This is a genomic window from Microbacterium sp. 1154 (genome assembly GCF_031455375.1).
Taxonomy (GTDB): domain Bacteria; phylum Actinomycetota; class Actinomycetes; order Actinomycetales; family Microbacteriaceae; genus Microbacterium.
Genome location: NZ_JAVDSN010000003.1, coordinates 346,601 through 362,054, shown reverse-complemented (window position 1 = coordinate 362,054; position 15,454 = coordinate 346,601). Strand labels below are relative to the sequence as shown.

The following is a 15,454-nucleotide window of genomic DNA, read 5'->3' as shown; positions in this document are numbered from 1 at the left end:
CCCCGGCATCCGCCTCGCGGTGTCGACCTGTCGCCGAGATGACCCTCTCAGTGCGAGATGACGCGCTCTGCACGGCAATCGGATGTCATCTCGGGCAAACCGGGTCATGTCGGGCTCGCACGGGGCGGCGGGTGGGTTGCAACACAGAGGTTATGCGCTTAAACTCAACCGCGACGTGCAAGCGGCACCCGACGGCGGGTGCCCCGTTCGAGGAGGAACACGATGAAGAAGTCCCGATGGAGCGCGGTGGCCGTGGTCGCCGTGGCCGCGATCGCCCTCACCGGTTGCGGGCGCCCCTCCGACTCCGGCTCCGGTCCCGCCGAAGCCTCGACGATCGGCGACGCCAAGGCCGAGGGCACGCTCACGATGTGGGCGATGGGCGCCGAGGGCGAGGCCCTGCCCGCCTTCGTGAAGAAGTTCGAGGATGCCAACCCCGGCGTGACCGTCGATGTGACGCCGGTGCCGTGGGATGCCGCGTACAGCAAGTTCCAGACCGCTATCGCCGGCGGCAACACCCCCGACCTCGCGATGGTCGGCTCGACCTGGATGGCCGACTTCGGCGACGCGCTGCAGACGGTGCCGACCGACCTCTCCACCGACGGCATCTTCCCCGGGGCCCTCGACTCGACCAAGGTCGACGACCGCGCCGCGGGCGTGCCCTGGTACGTCGACACGCGCGTGCTGTACTACCGCACCGACATCGCCGCTCAGGCCGGCTGGACCACGGCCCCCACCACCTGGGACGACCTGAAGAAGATGGCTGCCGACATGCAGTCCAAGGGTGGCGCGGACTACGGCATCCGCTTCCCCTCCGGCAACGATTCGTTCCAGGGCAACCTCTGGATGCCGTGGTCCAACGGTGCCGAGCTGGAGGACGGGTCCACCTGGACCCTCGACACCCCCCAGACCACCGAGGCCTTCGAGTACTACCAGAGCTTCTACACCGACGGCCTGGCCAACCCCGCCGCCGACCGCTCGGCCGGTGCGCAGGAGGCGGACTTCGTCTCGGGCAACACCCCGATGTTCATCGACGGGCCTGCGTTCATCGGACTGCTCGAGGAGCTCGGCGGCGAGGGCTTCAGCGACAAGATCTCGACCGCCGTGCTGCCGGCCAAAGAGAACTCGACCTCGTTCAGCGGCGGCTCCAACCTCGCCGTGTTCGACAACTCGAAGAACGCCGCGAGCGCTTGGAAGCTCGTGCAGTGGTTGACCGAACCCGAGACGCAGGCCGCCTGGTACGAGGCGACCGGTGACCTCCCCGCTGTCCAGGACGCCTGGAAGACCGACGCGCTGGCCTCGTCGAAGACGCTCGCGGCGTTCGGCACGCAGCTCGAGACCGCCAAGTCGGTGCCCGCGGTCACCACGTGGGTGCAGGTCGCCGCGGCCGGTGACGCGATGCTCGAGAAGCTCCGTCTGGGTCAGCAGTCGCCGGCCGACGGTCTGAAGGAGCTGCAGTCCACCGCAGACCAGCTGGGTCTGGGCTGAGGCCATGGCGCAGGCAGTCGTGGGCGTGACCGGGCGGGCTCCGGCCCCCGGTCGCGCCCGCGCCGGCGGGGCGTCGAGCCGCCGTCGGCGCCAGGGATGGGTCGCGTGGGGTTTCGCCCTGCCGTTCGTCGTGGTCTTCGCGGTCTTCATGGTCGTGCCGATCGTGGGCTCTTTCGCGATGTCGTTCACCGACTTCACGGCCCGCGACATCCGCTCGCCGTTCTCGGTGAACTTCGTCGGGCTCGAGCAGTACGCCGGCGTCCTCGGCGATCCGGTCTTCCTCACGTCGCTGGGCGTGACGGCGACGTTCGTCGTCGTCGGCATCCCGGTCACCATGGCGTTGGCGCTCGCTCTCGCCCTCGCGCTCAACGCCAGCACGGGCCGCTTCGTCTCGATCCTGCGCGTCGGTTTCTACGCTCCGGTCGTGACGAGCATCGTCGCGGTGGCGGTGGTGTGGCGCTACATCCTGCAGCCGGAGGGTCTGCTCAATGCGGCGCTCGCGATCATCGGCATCCAGGGTCCGGACTGGCTCAACGACACCCGGACCGCTCTGCCCTCGCTGATCGCGATGGCGGTGTGGCGCAACGTGGGGACGCTGATGGTCATCTTCCTCGCCGGGCTCCAGGCCATCCCGACCGACGTCAAAGAGGCCGCCCTCATGGACGGTGCCTCGTCGTGGCGGCGACTGACCTCGATCACCCTCCCGCTGCTGCGCCCGACGCTGCTGCTGGGCGCGGTGCTCATCTCGGTCGGCTTCCTGCAGTTCTTCGAGGAGGCGTTCGTCATGACCCAGGGCGGCCCGCTCAACTCCACCCTCTCGGTGGCCTATTACACGTTCAAGCAGTTCGGTTTCGGGCAGTACGGCACGGCGTCGGCCGCGAGCTATCTCCTGTTCCTCGCGATCGCGCTGCTCAGCCTGGTGCAGTTCCGCGTGCTGCGCTCGAAGGATTGAGGGCGGATGCCATGACTCTCACCACCCCCGCGGTTCCGGCCGCCGTCGTCGAAGCGACCGAGCCGCCGCGCCGTCGCCGCCGTTCCGAGAACCGCCTCACCCCCGGCCGCGCGCTGACCACCGCCGTGCTGGTCGTGGGCCTGATCGTCTGGGTCCTGCCCTTCGCGTGGATGCTGCTGGGCTCGGTGAAGACGCAACGCGAGATCCTGCAGCGCCCGCCGACCTGGTGGCCGCAGCAGTTCACCTGGGAGAACTTCGGCGCCTGGTTCGGACAGCTGAACTTCGGCCAGTTCTTCGGCAACAGCATCGTCGTGGCGCTGTTCACCGTCGCCGGCAACCTCGTGTTCTGCTCGATGGTCGGCTACGCCCTGGCGAAGATGGATTTCCCGGGCAAGAAGGCATTGTTCCTCGTGGTCATGGTCACGCTCATGGTCCCCGGCGTCGTCACCTTCGTTCCGTTGTTCGTGATGGTGTCGTCCCTCGGCCTCGTCGACAGCTACGCGGCGCTGATCCTGCCCTTCGTCACGACACCGCTGGGCGTGTTCCTCATGCGGCAGTTCATGCTCGGCATCCCGGATCCGCTCCTCGAGGCCGCCCGCATCGACGGCGCGGGCGAACTGCGTATCTTCGCCCGGATCGTCATGCCGCTGTGCGGGCCGCCGCTGGCAACCCTCGGCATCCTGACCTTCCTCGCCTCGTGGAACAACTTCCTCTGGCCGCTCGTGGCGGCGCAGACCGAGGCGAAGTACACGCTCCCGGTCGCGCTCTCGCTGTACTCGACGGGGCAGAGCGCCACGAACTACGGCCTGCTGCTCGCCGGATCCGTGCTGGTGATCGCGCCGATCATCCTGCTGTTCGTCTTCTTGCAGCGCTACTTCATCCAGGGCATCGCCTCGACCGGACTGAAGTGAGGTGTCGGGGTGGGCCGTCGAAGCCCACCCCGCCCTCGACCCCCTGAGCTCCCGCCCGTCCCCGGACCGGCGGCCCCGAAAGGACCCGCATGACTTCCCCCCGTTTCTCCACCGCGCCGGACGGCACGCGCTTCCGCGACCTCAACGGCAACGGCGTGATGGACCCGTACGAGAACCCGACGCTCAGCGTCGACGAGCGCACCGACGACCTCGTCCAGCGCCTCAGCCTCGAAGAGAAGGTCGGTCTGATGTTCCAGACCGTCATCGAGGTCGGCGACGACGGCGAGCTGCTCGAGACTCCGGGCAAGATCTCGAAGTCCCCGACGACCGAGGTCGTGGTGCGCAAGCACATGAACCACTTCAACGTGCACGCGATCCGTACCGCGCGCCAGGCGGCGACCTGGAACAACAACCTCCAGGCGCTGGCCGAGACGACGCCGCACGGCATCCCGGTCACGATCAGCACCGACCCGCGTCACGCGTTCGTCGAGAACACGGGCGTCGCCTTCTCGGCAGGTCCCTTCTCGCAGTGGCCCGAGGGGCTGGGCCTCGCCGCGCTCGACGACGTCGACACCGTGCGCGAGTTCGCCGAGGTGGCACGGCGCGAGTACGTCGCCGTCGGTATCCGCGCGGCCCTGCACCCGCAGATCGACCTCGCCACCGAACCGCGGTGGGGGCGTCAGGCGCAGACCCTCGGACAGGATGCCGAGCGGGTCACCGCGTTCACGGCGGCGTACCTTCAGGGCTTCCAGGGCGACGAGCTCGGCCCCGACAGCGTCGCCTGCACGACGAAGCACTTCCCGGGCGGTGGGCCCCAGCAGGGGGGTGAGGACGCGCACTTCCCCTACGGGCGCGAGCAGGTGTACCCCGGCGGCATGTTCGACTACCACCTCGAGCCGTTCCGCGAGGCGATCCGTCGCGGCACCGCCGCGATGATGCCGTACTACGGCATGCCGGTGGGACTCGAGGTCGACGGGGAGCCGATCGAAGAGGTCGGCTTCGGCTACAACCGGCAGATCGTGACGGGCCTGCTCCGCGAGCAGCTCGGCTACGACGGCGTCGTCGTCACCGACTGGGAGCTCGTCAACGACAACCACGTCGGCGATCAGGTGCTGCCCGCCCGCGCGTGGGGCGTCGAGCACCTCACCGCGATCGAGCGCATGGAGAAGATCCTGGATGCCGGCAACGACCAGTTCGGCGGAGAGGAATGCGTCGAGATGCTCGTCGACCTCGTCCGTGCGGGTCGAGTGTCCGAGGAGCGCATCGACGCATCGGTGCGGCGCCTGCTGCGGGTGAAGTTCCAGCTCGGGCTCTTCGACGACCCCTACGTCGACGTCGACGCGGCCGAGCGACTGGTGGGCAACCCCGAGTTCCGCGCTCTCGGCGAGCGGGCGCAGGCGCGGTCGCTCACGGTCCTGGTGAACGAGGGGGCGGTCCTGCCCCTCCGTCCCGTCGGGAACGTCTACGTCGAGGGATTCCGCGCCGACGACGTCGCCGAGCTGGGCCGGGTGGTCGCCGACCCCGCCGAGGCGGATCTCGCCCTGGTGCGTATCGGGGCGCCGTTCGATCCGCGCGACGACCTCTTCCTCGAGGCCTGGTTCCACCAGGGCTCCCTCGAGTTCGCGCCGGGGCTGGTGTACCGCCTCAACCAGATCGCGGCATCCTGCCCCCTCGTGATCGTGGTGAACCTCGACCGCCCCGCGATCCTCACCCCGTTCGTGGGTCACGCTGCGGCCATCGTCGCCGATTACGGCAGTTCGTCGGCGGCGGTGCTCGATGCGCTGACCGGTCGGGTCGCTCCGCGCGGTCGGCTGCCGATCGAGATCCCCCGGTCGATGGATGCCGTGCGTTCCTCGCGCGAGGATGTACCGTCGGACAGCGGCGATCCCGTCTTCCCCGTGCACCACGGGCTGGAGCTCGAGGAGCTCGTCGCGCTGCAGGAGGGGTAGGGCCGATCCGATGGCGGACGAGCAGGCGACACGTCGACCGACCGTGTACGACGTCGCGCACGAGGCGAACGTCTCGATCGCGTCGGTCTCGTTCGCCTTCCGCCGCCCCGACAAGCTGAGCGACGCGACGCGCCAGCGGGTGCTCGACGCCGCTCGGAGGCTGGGATACGCCCCGAGCGGCGCGGCCCGCGGGCTCGCGCGCGGGCGCACCGGCATCCTCGGCCTGCACGCCTTCGACCTGCTGCTCGAACGGGCCGACCCGCTGGCGCAACCGCTCAGCGGGATGCAGTCGCCGGCGCTCGACAGCGGGGGAGTGATCCCGTGGGACCACACCGACGACGACGTGCTGTCGGACCCTCGCGCCTTCCCGCTGTACGTCGACGAGGTCCAGCGCGGTTTCGAGCTGGAGTGCTGGGCGCTGGGGCGACCGGTCATGCTCAGCAGCGGATCGGATGCCGATGTCTCGGTCGCCGATACCGTGGGCCGCGTCGACGGGCTGGCGATCTTCCCGTCGCCGCAGACCGCGCCGACCCTGGCGCGACACATGCCGAGCATCCCGATCGTGCTCTTCAGCGCCGCCCCGGCCGACGATCCCCACCACCGCGTGCGGGTCGACAACGCGCGCGGGATGCGCGACCTCGTCGCCCACCTCGTCGAGGAGCACGCCGCGACCGACCTCGCCTTCGTGGGGCGACTCGAAGCGACGGATGCCGTGGAGCGTCGCGACGCGATGGTCGCCGAGCTCGAGGCCCGCGGCATCCCTCCTCGTCTCGATTCCCTCGACGCGACCGTACGCGGCGAGAACGAGCTCGTGCCGCAGGTGCGCGCGCTCCTGGCCGAGGGGCGGATGCCGCGGGCCTTCGTCTGCGCGACCGATCAGAACGCGTTCACCCTCCTCGACGTCCTGGCGGCCGAGGGGGTGCGCGTGCCGGACGACGTCATCGTCACCGGGTTCGACGGGACTCTCGGCTCGCGCCTGACTCGTCCGCCGCTGACGACGGTCCGCCAGCCGATGGAGGCGATGGGGCGCGCGGCCGCGCGCATCCTGGCCGGAACGGCCGGCCCGCCGCCGGAAGGCGGGACGTTCGATGTCGTCTTCGAGCCGAGGGTCCTAGTGCGCGAGAGCTGCGGCTGCTGAAGTTCCCTCCCCCGTCGACGCGGTGGGGTGTGCCGTCGTGCGGAGTTCGGGGGTGACACGCCGGTTCGGGATGCCGTGGCCCGGCGTGTCGGCCCGGGTTTTCGCGGGGCGGTTCGCGGGCGTTCGGCTCAGGCCGCGTTCCACCGCAGGCGCGGGGCGCCCAGACCCGCCCGCACCGCGGCGGGATCGGCCACCGGGAACATCGTGACGATGAGCCCGTCGACGGCGTAGGCCAGAGCCGCGGTGCCGTCGGGGAGCGGGGCACCGAGCGCGATGCGCGCCGTGCGGCCCTCCGGCTCTTCGGCAATGGCATCCGGGCGGGCCAGCAGGGCGGACGCGGCTGCGGTCGCGCGCGACAGGAGCGTCTGTGCGACGGCCCAGGGCAGGAACGCCCCGGCCTCCCGTCCGCAGGCGAGAGCCAGGTCGTCCGTCAGCCACCGCTCGCGCTTCAGGCCGTAGGGGGTGGGGGTGGTCGAGAGCAGATAGCCGTAGACGTGCAGGACCCCGGCGTTTCCGACCGGCCACGTCGCCTCGAGGCCTGCGTGGCGGTGCAGCTCGTCGAACAGGGGGCGGGGGAGCACCGCCGCCCCGACGTTCTCGTCGATGACGCTCGAGCGGCCCCACGCGGCGAGGCGTCCGGCTGCACGGTCCGCGGCGAGGGATGCCGTGAGCCAGGGCAGCGACGAGATCGCGGCCGCGGGGTCGGTGGCCGCGAGGAGCGCAGCGGCGTCGAGGGCGTCGAGGGGGTGCACCGCTCCACGGTAGGCCGGTCGCGACGGCACACAGGCACCGTTCATCCAGCGTTTACACGACGTGGACATTGCGTCCACATTCAACGTGCACCATGGACGCAACGTCCACGACAGGAGTTCCCCCGTGCCCCGCCCCGTCCTCATCTTCGACTTCGACGGTACCGTCGCGATCGGCGACGGCCCCCTGCTGGCCTATGCCCGCGCGGTCGCCGTCCACACGGCATCCGCCGACGCCTTCGTCTCGGCCGTCGCCGCCCACCTCGCCGCTCCCGTGAGCGACGTCATCGACGGCTACGACGCCGTCCGCCGCCTGGCGCTCGACGCCGGCGTCGATGACGCCGCTCTCGCCGCCGCGTACACGCGCAGCCGTGCCCAGCTCGCCGGACCCGAGGCTCCGGTCTCGACGGCCGTGGGCCTCGCCGACTTCCTCGCACGGGTGGATGCCGATCGCCTCCTCGTCACGAACGCCCCCGCCACCCGCCTCGACGAAGCGTTGGCCGCGATGGGGCTCGAGGGACTGTTCGACCGCGTCGTCACCGACGCCGCCAAGCCCGCCGGACTCGAGGCCCTGCTCGACGGTCTCGGCGTCGGCGTCCCGGTGCTCACCGTCGGCGACGTGTGGCGCAACGACCTCGCGCCCGCCCACGCCCGCGGTCTCGACACCGCCCTGGTCGGCGGGTACGCCGACCCGGCCGCCGCTCCCACTTTTCGCGCCGACACCCTCGACGAGCTGCTCCCCGCACTCGCCGCCTGGGTCGACGCGGCCCACGTCGACGCTCCCCCCGCCGCACCCCTTTCGTCCCACGCCTGAATCCCACCCGACCCGCAGAGGAATCATGAACACTCGTCGCTCCCGTCTCGCCGCGGCCTTCGCCACCGCCGCCCTCGCCTCGATCGCCCTGGCCGGATGCTCCGGCACCGCGGGCGCCGCCTCCGGTCCCGCCGCCGACCCGAGCTCCCTCGTGCTCGCGCTCGTGCCGTCGCAGGACCAGGCCAACCTCGTCGACACCGCGAAGCCGCTCACCGACATGCTCACCGAGAAGCTCGGCATCCCGGTCACCGGCGTCGTGTCGAAGGACTACCAGGCCGCCGTCGAGGCGATGGGCGCGGGCCAGGCGCAGATCGGATTCCTGCCCTCGCTGCAGCTGTGGCAGGCGAACGACCGTTACGGCGCCTCGGTCGTGCTGCAGACCGAGCGCAACGGCAACATCACCTACCCGGGGCAATTCATGACGAACGACCCCGACAAGTACTGCGAGACCCCCGTGGTGGAGCGCGACGGCATGTCGTTCTGCAACGGCGCCGACGCCCTGCAGGGCCCCGCGGGTCTCGACAGCATCTCGAAGATCGCCGGCGCCAAGGTCGCCGTCCTCGGCCCCGGCTCGCCCGCCGGTTACATCTACCCGATGCTCGCGCTGAAAGAGGCCGGCGTCGACATCGACAGCGGCTTCCAGAAGGTGCCCGTCACGGCCAACGACGCTTCGGTGCTCGCGGTCTACAACGGCGACGCCGAGGTCGGGTTCAGCTTCTGGGATGCCCGCACGCTCGTGAAGAAGGACAAGTCCGACGTGGGCCAGAAGGTCGTCGTCTTCGGGCTGACCAACGAGATCCCCAACGACGGCGTGGCCGTGTCGAAGGACCTCTCGCCCGAGCTGCAGCAGAAGATCTCGACGGCCCTCGCCGACTACTCCGCGACCGACGAGGGCTCCGCCGCCCTCAAGGCCGTCTACTCGATCACCAAGCTCGCCCCGGCCGACCCCTCGTCGCTCGACGTGGTCGCTCGCGCCGCCCAGCAGCTCGGACTCCAGTGACGACCGGATCGCTCACCCCGGGCGTCGAGGCGCTGGCCTCGGCGCCCTGGGGCATCCGCCTGGACGGCGTCTCGGTGCGCTATCCCAACGGCACGGTGGGGCTCAAGAACGTCTCTCTCGACATCGCGCCCGGGGAGCTCATCGCCGTCGTGGGGCTCTCGGGTTCGGGCAAATCGACCCTCATCCGCACGATCAACGGCCTCGTGCCCGCGACCTCGGGTGTCGTCGAGGTCGGCGGCCGTCGTGTCGACGGCGCCTCGAGCCGCCGGCTGCGCGAGCTCCGCGGGCACATCGGCATGGTGTTCCAGAGCTTCAACCTCGCCGGACGCACCACGGTGCTCAACAACGTGCTCGTCGGCCGCCTCGCGCACACTCCGCTCTGGCGTACGCTCTTCGGCGCGTACCGCGAGGCCGACCGACGTCTGGCGTTCGAAGCCCTCGACCGCGTGGGCCTGCTGCCCAAGGTGTGGGACCGCGCGTCGGCGCTCTCCGGCGGACAGCAGCAGCGCGTGGCCATCGCCCGAGCGCTGACGCAGCAGCCACGGATCGTCCTCGCGGACGAGCCGGTCGCGAGCCTCGACCCGCCCACCGCCCGTGGGGTCATGGACGATCTCCGCCGCATCAACGAGGACCTCGGCATCACGGTGCTGGTCAACCTGCACCTGCTGGATCTCGCCCGCGAGTACGGCACGCGCATGATCGGCATGCGCGCCGGAGAGGTGGTGTACGACGGCCCCGCGGCATCCGCCACCGACGCCGACTTCGCCCAGATCTACGGACGCTCGGTGACCGCGGCCGACAGGCTCGAGCGATGACGGCGCTCGTCGTCCCGAGCCGCCCGAAGGGCAGATGGATGCCGTGGACCGCCGCGGGCGTCGTCGTCGCGGTGACCGTCTTCATGTGCCTGCCGGGGGTCGGGGTGGGCCTCGACGTCGCCGCGATCGCTCGCAACTGGCAGCAGGGTGCTCTCCGCATCGGCGAACTGCTCACCCCCGACTGGTCGTTCTTCCCGCGCACGGTCGGTCCGATCCTCGAGACGCTGCAGATGGCGGTCATCGGCACCGCGGTGGGTGCCGCGATCTCGCTGCCGGTGAGCTTCTGGGCGGCTCGGCCGACCAACCCCTTCGCCCCGACGCGGGCGGTGGTCCGCGGCATCCTGAACGTCATCCGGGCCGTGCCCGAGCTGGTGTACGCCGCGGTGCTCGTCGCGATGGTCGGAGTGGGGGCTCTTCCCGGCATCCTGGCGCTGGTGCTGTTCAACGTCGGCATCATCGTCAAGCTCGTCTCGGAGTCGATCGACGCCACCGACCTCGGGCCCCTCGAGGCCGGTCGCGCCGCGGGGGCGACCCAGACGCAGATCAACCGCGCGATCGCCCTCCCAGACACCTGGCCCGCGTTCGTGTCGCAGACCCTCTACGTCTTCGAGCTGAACGTCCGCGCCTCCACCGTGCTGGGTCTGGTCGGCGCGGGCGGTATCGGTCTGCTCATCGACGCCGTCCGCACCTTCTACCGCTACGACCAGCTGTCGCTCGTCATCGTCGAGGTCCTCGTGATTGTCGTCGTGCTCGACACCGTCAGCGACGCGATCCGCCGGAGGCTCATATGACTGCCCTCGCCCCCTCCCCGGTCGCGGTCACCGACGTACCGCCCCGCCGCCGGCGCCCCCTGCGCACCCTGTCGTGGGTGGTCGTCAGCGTCGTCGTGATCGCCGCGTTCTGGTCCGCCGACATCGCGTGGTCACGCCTCGGCGAGCTGCCCGCCGAGATCACGCGCTACCTCGGGCTGATGTTCGCCTCGCCCAACTCGGCGAAGCTCCCCGAGGCGCTCTGGCAGACCTGGCGCAGCGTCGAGATGGCGTGGATCGGCACGGTCCTCGGCATCCTGATCGCCACCCCGCTCTCGCTGATCTCGGCGCGCGGGTTCGGTCCGGCGCCCGTGCGCGCGGTGCTGCGCTTCGTCTTCTCGCTCGTGCGTGCGGTCCCCGAGCTCGTGTTCGCGATCATCATCCTGTCGGTCACCGGACTCACCCCGCTCACCGGGGCCCTCGCCCTCGCGATCGGCGGCGTCGGAACGCTGGGCAAGTGGGGCTACGAGGCCGTCGAGAACGTCGCCCCGGGTCCCATCGAAGCCGCCCGCGCCGCCGGAGGATCGACCGCGCAGGTGCTGCGCTGGGGGGTCTGGCCCCAGGCGTCGCCGACGTTCCTGTCGTTCTGGTTGTACCGCTTCGAGATCAACGTGCGTGCGTCGGCCGTCCTCGGCTTGATCGGGGTCGGCGGAATCGGCGACATGCTCACCTCCTACACCCAGTACCGTGAGTGGTCGACGGTCGGGATGCTCCTGATCGTCGTGGTCGTCGTCACCGTCGCGATCGACGCGGTCTCGGGCCGCATCCGCCGACGCATCATGGAGGGTCCGCGTGTCCGCTGAGGTCCCCGTGACCGCCCGCATCGCCGCGGTCCGCAACTCCCTCCAGCCGAGCGAGCGGCGCGTCGCCGACCTCATCGTCGATGATCCGGATGCCGTGATCGAACTCACCGCGCAGCAGATCGCCGATCGCGTCGGGGTGGGTCGGTCCACGGTCGTGCGAGCCTGTCAGACCTTCGGCTACCGCGGGTACCCGCAACTGCGCGTCGCGCTCGCCGCCGAACGGGGACGCCGCGCGGTGCCCCCGGTGGCTGAGGACGGTGCCCTCGGCGGCATCCGCTCGGCGATCGACCGCATCGCGGACGACCTGCGCGCCGCCACGAGCCTGCTGGACGCCGACGGGGTCGACGCCGCGGTGGACGCGGTGGTGGGCGCCCGGCGGCTGCTCGTCGTGGCGAGCGGCCTGTCGGCTCCCGTCGCGAGCGATCTCGCGATGCGCCTGACCGCCGTGGGACGACCCGCCGAGACCCTGGGCGACCCGATCGGCCAGCAGATCGCGGCTCGTCACCTGTCGACCGACGACGTCTGCATCGTCATCAGCGGCTCGGGAGCCAACGAGTCGAGCCTGCGCGCCGCGTCGGCCGCGCGGGCGGCAGGGGCGCGCGTGATCGCCCTGACCTCCTTCGTCGCCTCGCCCCTGACCGAGCGCGCCGATCTGTCGCTCGTGCTCGCCTCGGGCGGGACCTTCCGCGACGAGCTCGAGCACACCTCCCGCATCGCCCACGCGGTCTTCGCCGAGGCGTTCGTCGATGCCGTCGCCCGTGCCCGGGCGGGCGATGCCGATCTCGCTCGCGAGCGCGTGCTCGAGATCCTCTCCGACAACCTCGGCGACGTCGGCTGACGTTCCGGGGCCCGGGTCTCGGCATCCCGTTGCGCCGATGTGCTCCGGGTGCCGCCATGCGGAGTCCGGTGGCGACACGCCGATTCGGGATGCCGGCACCGGGCGCGTCGGCACGGACTCCGCCCTATGGCCCGCCCCTACTCGGCGAGGCGCAGCGCGGTCCAGACCTCGGCCCGCGCGGCGAACGACGACAGATCGCGGCCGAGCACGCGCTCGGCCTGGGCGACACGCGCGCGGACGGTGTGGCGATGGATGCCGAGGGCCTGGGCCGTCGCTTCGTGCGAGCAGTCGAGGGTGAGCCAGGCGTCGAGGGTCGCAAGCAGCGCCGAACCCTGTGCCTCGTCGTACTCGCGCACAGGGGTCAGGGTGCCCGCCGCGACGCTGCGCGCGGCCTCGGAACCGAGGGCGGCGAGAAGCCCCGCCCGGGCCGTGTCGCCGAAGTCGGAGACTCCGGGGGTGGAGAGTCGATCGCGCGCCGTGCGCGCCTGCGCGAGGGCGCCCGAGAACGCGTCGTAGCCGGTCGGGGCCGAGCACCCCACGACGATCTCGAAGCGGTCGGCGATCTCGTCCAGCAGGGCGCGTCCCGCGGTGGGCACGACGATGACGAGTCCGTCGTCGCCGCGGCCGAAGAACACCTCCCCGCGTCCCTCCTGCGCGCGCACCTCGAGCCACTCGCCGAGCGCGGCGGAGCGCGCGGACGCGGCCGGGGTGAGGGCGACGAGCACCGGGGCCGAGGGGAGCGGGCCGAACAGGTCGCGCGCCGCGCGCCGCGCCAGCGTCGGATCGTCGGCGCAGAGCGACTGCACGAGCCCCGCGCGGAACGTGCCGATCGCGCGGCCGAGCCCATCCTGCTGCTCGAGGGCGAGGGCGGCCATCGCCACGACGGCCGTGACGACGCTGCGCGCCTCGTGGTCGAGGTCGTCGGCCGCGATCGCGAGGGCACCGCGCAGGTGCCCGCCGCGGCCGAGGGTCTGCAGGCTCACCGCGGAGTCCACCACCCGCAGGGTGGAGGCCGCTCGCGTGCCGCGGCGGAGCATGGTGGTCACCTCGGCCGTCACCGCGTCGAGCGCCGGGGCAGCGAGGGAATCGGCCGGGTGCGCGGTGCGCAGGGCCCCGGCGGCATCGAACAGCCCGACCCAGCAGTCGAGCTGCCGCGCCAGCTCCGCGAGGGTGGCGGTCAGCCCGTCGGGGCGGAGGGCGGCGAGAGAGACAGAGCGTTGGGCGGCGAGCGACCAACTGCGCCGGGCGTAGGCGTCGGCGGCGATCGCCTCGGCGCCCGCCCGGGCCACGGCGATGAAGGGCGTGCGGTACGGGACCTCGAACAGCGGCATCCCGGCGTCGTGGCAGGCCGCGGCGAGTCCCGCCGGGATGCCGTCGCGCACCACCTCGGTCCCGAACCCCAGGGCGCGCACACCGCGCGCGAGCAGACGGTCCACGTACGCGACGTAGTCGGCCGCGTCGGCGAACTGCGTCCCCGTGGTCAGCAGCACGAGACCCTCGCTGAGGAACGGCGTGGGGTCGGCCAGGTCGCTCGAGTGCACCCAACGCACCGGCCGGTCGATGCTCCCGGGCGGCAGGTCGTCCTCGGCTCCCACGAGTCGCAGCTGCAGGTCGCGGCGCGCGAGAAGGGCCCGCAGGCTCGGCGGCGCGACGGCGGTGTCGACCATGGCAACTCCTGTACGACTCGTATATGACGGTGCCTGCGACTGTACAGGGGGGAGAGTGCGAGCCTCGTCGCGGCGTCCGTAGCATCACGGCCATGAGCCTCGACACCCTTCCCCTCGTCGGCGGTCCGTCCCTCGCCCAGGAGCGCCGCCTTGTCACCGCCATCCCCGGCCCGCGCTCGCAGGAGCTGCTCGAGCGCAAGGCCGCGGCCGTGGCATCCGGAGTCGGGCACACCGTGCCCATCCAGGCCGTCGCCGCGGGTGGGGGAGTGGTCGTCGACGCCGACGGCAACTCGCTCATCGACCTCGGCTCGGGCATCGCCGTGACGAGCGTCGGCAACGCCCACCCCGCCGTCGTGAAGGCCGTGCAGGAGCAGGTGGCCGCCTTCACCCACACGTGCTTCATGATCTCGCCGTACGACTCGTACGTCGCGGTGGCCGAGGCCCTCAACCGCCTCACGCCGGGCGACCACGAGAAGAAGAGCGCGCTGTTCAACTCGGGCGCCGAAGCCGTCGAGAACGCGGTCAAGATCGCCCGCAAGTACACCGGTCGTCAGGCGGTCGTCGCCTTCGACCACGCCTATCACGGCCGCACCAACCTGACGATGGCGCTCACGGCGAAGAACATGCCGTACAAGAGCGGCTTCGGGCCCTTCGCCGCCGAGGTCTACCGCGCGCCCCTGTCGTACCCCTTCCGCGACGGGCTCTCCGGCCCCGAGGCCGCGGCCAAGGCCATCTCGCTGATCGAGAAGCAGGTCGGCGCCGACAACCTCGCCGCCGTCATCATCGAGCCCATCCAGGGCGAGGGCGGCTTCATCGTCCCCGCCGACGGCTTCCTCAACGCCATCGTCGACTGGTGCCGCGCCAACGGCGTCGTCTTCATCGCCGACGAGGTGCAGTCCGGCTTCGCCCGCACCGGCGCGATGTTCGCGAGCGAGCTGTTCGGCATCGTGCCCGACCTCGTGACCACCGCGAAGGGTATCGCCGCGGGCCTGCCGCTCGCGGGCGTCACCGGTCGCGCCGAGATCATGGATGCCACCCACACGGGCGGACTCGGAGGCACGTACGGCGGTAACCCGATCGCGTGCGCCGCGGCGCTGGCATCCATCGACGCCTTCGAGAACGAGGGACTGGTGGAGCGCGCTCAGCAGATTGGCGAACTCCTGAAGGGACGCCTGCACGAGCTGCAGCAGAACGACCCGCGCGTCGGCGACGTGCGCGGACACGGCGCGATGATCGCCGCCGAGTTCGTCGACCCCGCCACGGGTGCACCTGACGCCGCCCTCACCGCGGCCGTGGCGAAGGCCGCGATCGCCGAGGGCGTGATCGTGCTCACCTGCGGCACGTACGGCAACGTCATCCGCTTCCTCCCGCCGCTCACGATCGGCGACGAGCTGCTCTCCGAGGGCCTCGACGTCGTCGCGGCCGCCCTCGCCCGCAACTGACGATCGTCCCGACGGCGGCGTCGACCCGAACTCCGCCGCCGTCGGGCCCACCCCCACGACTCCGCACGACACGTAAGGACGC

The 15,454-nt window shown here is 71.4% G+C and carries 14 protein-coding genes; 12 read left to right on the top strand and 2 right to left on the bottom strand.

Translation table 11 applies throughout. The features are described 5' to 3' along the window. The first annotated feature begins 222 nt into the window (after positions 1-222). The 5 genes from J2X55_RS13445 (at position 223) to J2X55_RS13425 (ending at position 6,435) form a co-directional block, all read left to right on the top strand. Positions 223-1,485: an extracellular solute-binding protein gene (locus tag J2X55_RS13445; RefSeq protein WP_115919496.1), complete on the top strand. Its 1,263-nt coding sequence runs from the start codon at positions 223-225 to the stop codon at positions 1,483-1,485. Positions 1,486-1,489: 4 nt separating this feature from the next. Beyond that, entirely contained in the window at positions 1,490-2,437 is a 948-nt protein-coding gene (locus J2X55_RS13440) for a carbohydrate ABC transporter permease (RefSeq protein ID WP_115919494.1), read from the top strand. Positions 2,438-2,448: 11 nt separating this feature from the next. Next, positions 2,449-3,348, top strand: coding sequence for a carbohydrate ABC transporter permease (locus J2X55_RS13435; RefSeq protein WP_115919492.1), 900 nt, complete (start codon positions 2,449-2,451; stop codon positions 3,346-3,348). 89 nt (positions 3,349-3,437) lie between these two features. Continuing rightward, positions 3,438-5,297 (top strand): glycoside hydrolase family 3 protein, encoded by a 1,860-nt coding sequence (locus J2X55_RS13430; protein ID WP_115919491.1) that lies wholly within the window; start codon positions 3,438-3,440, stop codon positions 5,295-5,297. Between the two features lie 10 nt (positions 5,298-5,307). After that, the gene (locus J2X55_RS13425; RefSeq protein ID WP_309824001.1) at positions 5,308-6,435 is read left to right on the top strand and encodes a LacI family DNA-binding transcriptional regulator; all 1,128 of its coding nucleotides are present in this window, start codon (positions 5,308-5,310) and stop codon (positions 6,433-6,435) included. Between the two features lie 128 nt (positions 6,436-6,563). On the opposite strand, the gene J2X55_RS13420 is transcribed toward J2X55_RS13425, so the two are convergent. Next, positions 6,564-7,187, bottom strand: a complete 624-nt coding sequence (locus J2X55_RS13420) for an amino acid deaminase (RefSeq protein WP_309824000.1) — start codon at positions 7,185-7,187, stop codon at positions 6,564-6,566. A gap of 124 nt (positions 7,188-7,311) precedes the next feature. Between J2X55_RS13420 and J2X55_RS13415 the strand changes: the two genes are divergently transcribed. Genes J2X55_RS13415 through J2X55_RS13390 form a run of 6 tightly spaced genes read left to right on the top strand, consistent with a single transcriptional unit; the run spans position 7,312 to position 12,263 of the window. Further along, entirely contained in the window at positions 7,312-7,998 is a 687-nt protein-coding gene (locus J2X55_RS13415; protein ID WP_309823998.1) for a hydrolase, read from the top strand. 25 nt (positions 7,999-8,023) lie between these two features. Beyond that, entirely contained in the window at positions 8,024-8,998 is a 975-nt protein-coding gene (locus tag J2X55_RS13410; protein WP_210112177.1) for a phosphate/phosphite/phosphonate ABC transporter substrate-binding protein, read from the top strand. Further along, the gene (gene phnC, locus J2X55_RS13405) at positions 8,995-9,813 is read left to right on the top strand and encodes a phosphonate ABC transporter ATP-binding protein (protein ID WP_309823993.1); all 819 of its coding nucleotides are present in this window, start codon (positions 8,995-8,997) and stop codon (positions 9,811-9,813) included. Before J2X55_RS13410 ends, phnC begins: the two co-directional genes overlap by 4 nt. Further along, the gene (gene phnE / locus J2X55_RS13400) at positions 9,810-10,604 is read left to right on the top strand and encodes a phosphonate ABC transporter, permease protein PhnE (RefSeq protein ID WP_309823991.1); all 795 of its coding nucleotides are present in this window, start codon (positions 9,810-9,812) and stop codon (positions 10,602-10,604) included. Before phnC ends, phnE (J2X55_RS13400) begins: the two co-directional genes overlap by 4 nt. Further along, positions 10,601-11,425: a phosphonate ABC transporter, permease protein PhnE gene (gene phnE / locus J2X55_RS13395; protein ID WP_309823989.1), complete on the top strand. Its 825-nt coding sequence runs from the start codon at positions 10,601-10,603 to the stop codon at positions 11,423-11,425. Before phnE (J2X55_RS13400) ends, phnE (J2X55_RS13395) begins: the two co-directional genes overlap by 4 nt. Next, entirely contained in the window at positions 11,415-12,263 is an 849-nt protein-coding gene (locus tag J2X55_RS13390) for a MurR/RpiR family transcriptional regulator (protein ID WP_115919475.1), read from the top strand. Before phnE (J2X55_RS13395) ends, J2X55_RS13390 begins: the two co-directional genes overlap by 11 nt. Before the next feature lie 137 nt (positions 12,264-12,400). Here J2X55_RS13390 and J2X55_RS13385 read toward each other — a convergent pair whose 3' ends face one another. Then, a complete protein-coding gene (locus J2X55_RS13385; RefSeq protein WP_309823988.1) occupies positions 12,401-13,930 on the bottom strand; it encodes a PucR family transcriptional regulator in 1,530 nt (509 codons plus the stop codon). 92 nt (positions 13,931-14,022) lie between these two features. On the opposite strand from J2X55_RS13385, the gene gabT reads away from it, so the two are divergent. Then, a complete protein-coding gene (gene gabT / locus J2X55_RS13380) occupies positions 14,023-15,372 on the top strand; it encodes a 4-aminobutyrate--2-oxoglutarate transaminase (RefSeq protein WP_309823987.1) in 1,350 nt (449 codons plus the stop codon). Positions 15,373-15,454: the final 82 nt, after the last annotated feature.

Coding starts and splice junctions, on each gene's coding strand:
- phnE (WP_309823991.1), top strand. CDS start 9,810: ATGACGGCGCTCGTCGTCCCGAGCCGCCCGAAGGGCAGATGGATGCCG.
- J2X55_RS13445 (WP_115919496.1), top strand. CDS start 223: ATGAAGAAGTCCCGATGGAGCGCGGTGGCCGTGGTCGCCGTGGCCGCG.
- J2X55_RS13410 (WP_210112177.1), top strand. CDS start 8,024: ATGAACACTCGTCGCTCCCGTCTCGCCGCGGCCTTCGCCACCGCCGCC.
- J2X55_RS13440 (WP_115919494.1), top strand. CDS start 1,490: ATGGCGCAGGCAGTCGTGGGCGTGACCGGGCGGGCTCCGGCCCCCGGT.
- phnE (WP_309823989.1), top strand. CDS start 10,601: ATGACTGCCCTCGCCCCCTCCCCGGTCGCGGTCACCGACGTACCGCCC.
- gabT (WP_309823987.1), top strand. CDS start 14,023: ATGAGCCTCGACACCCTTCCCCTCGTCGGCGGTCCGTCCCTCGCCCAG.
- J2X55_RS13435 (WP_115919492.1), top strand. CDS start 2,449: ATGACTCTCACCACCCCCGCGGTTCCGGCCGCCGTCGTCGAAGCGACC.
- J2X55_RS13430 (WP_115919491.1), top strand. CDS start 3,438: ATGACTTCCCCCCGTTTCTCCACCGCGCCGGACGGCACGCGCTTCCGC.
- J2X55_RS13425 (WP_309824001.1), top strand. CDS start 5,308: ATGGCGGACGAGCAGGCGACACGTCGACCGACCGTGTACGACGTCGCG.
- J2X55_RS13385 (WP_309823988.1), bottom strand. CDS start 13,930: ATGGTCGACACCGCCGTCGCGCCGCCGAGCCTGCGGGCCCTTCTCGCG.